This is a genomic window from Streptococcus mitis (genome assembly GCF_003942965.1).
GTDB classification, from domain to species: Bacteria; Bacillota; Bacilli; order Lactobacillales; family Streptococcaceae; genus Streptococcus; species Streptococcus mitis_BH.
Genome location: NZ_RJOG01000065.1, coordinates 1 through 1,425 on the forward strand (window position 1 = coordinate 1; position 1,425 = coordinate 1,425).

General features: G+C 36.1%; 1 protein-coding gene. It reads left to right on the forward strand.

The annotated features are described in order from the left end of the window. The first annotated feature begins 56 nt into the window (after window positions 1-56). Window positions 57-1,405 (forward strand): IS3 family transposase gene (locus tag D8837_RS09240; protein ID WP_125456872.1). Its coding sequence is split into 2 segments (ribosomal slippage): window positions 57-498 and window positions 498-1,405, totalling 1,350 coding nucleotides; the frame shifts between segments, so codons are not numbered across the junction. Window positions 1,406-1,425 lie beyond the last annotated feature (20 nt).

Consider the following 1,425-nt stretch of genomic DNA (forward strand, 5'->3'; position numbering starts at 1 on the left):
TGAACTGCACCCCAAAAGTTAGACAGAAAAAATCTAACTTTTGGGGTGTTTTTATTATGAAATTAACTTATGATGATAAAGTTCAGATCTATAAACTTAGAAAACAAGGATATAGCATAGAGAAGCTTTCAAATAAATTTGGGATAAACAATTCTAATCTTAGGTACATGATTAAATTGATTGATCGTTACGGAATGGAGTTCGTCAAAAAAGGAAAGAATTGTTACTATTCACCTGAACTAAAACAAGAGATCATTGATAAAGTTCTTCTCGAAGGTNGTTCGCAAATAAGGGTNTCTCTAGATTATGCTCTTCCAAGTGTTGGAATGTTGCCTAATTGGCTGGCACAATATAAGAAAAACGGGTATACTATTGTTGAGAAAACAAGAGGGAGAGCACCTAAAATGGGACGTAAACCAAAGAAGAAGCCCGAAGAGATGACAGAGCTAGAGCGACTTCAAGCAGAAAATGAGTACTTGAGAGCGGAGAATGNCATTCTAAAAAAGTTGAGAGAACTCCGATTGAGGGACGAAAAGGAGCGAAAANAAAAACAGAAATTGTCCGAGGATTGGTAACGGAGTTTGCCTTAGAGATTCTTCTAAAGATTATTAAGCTAGCTCGTTCAACCTATTATTACCAGCTAAAGCAGTTAAATAAAAGCGATAAAAATCATGATATTAAAGATGAAATTCAAGCTATTTTTACTGAGCATAAAGGAAATTATGGTTATCGCCGAATGACTCTAGAATTGAGGAATCGTGGTTTTGTAGTGAACCATAAGAAGGTCCAACGTCTGATGAAGATCCTTGGTTTAAGTGCCCGAATTCGTCGTAAACGCAAGTATTCTTCCTACCAAGGAGAGATTGGCAAGAAAGCAGATAACCTTATTCAACGCCAATTTGAAGCATCGAATCCAATGGAAAAGTGCTATACAGATGTGACAGAGTTTGCCATTCCGGCAAGCAGCCAAAAGCTCTATTTATCACCAGTTTTAGATGGTTTTAACAGCGAAATTATCGCCTATAATCTTTCTACGTCACCGAACTTGATACAAGTGAAAGATATGCTAGAACAAACCTTTACAGAGGAATATTACGAAAATACAATTCTCCATAGTGACCAGGGATGGCAATACCAACACGATTTCTATCATCATTTTTTAGAGGATAAAGGAATCCAGCCATCTATGTCGCGTAAGGGTAACAGCCCAGACAACGGCATGATGGAATCCTTCTTTGGTATTTTGAAATCCGAAATGTTTTATGGTTACGAGAAGACGTTTAAATCACTTAATCAATTGGAGCAAGCTATTGTAGACTATATTGATTACTACAACAATAAACGCATTAAGGTAAAATTAAAAGGACTTAGTCCTGTGCAATACAGAACTAAATCCTTTACTTAAATTATTTGTCTAACTTTTTG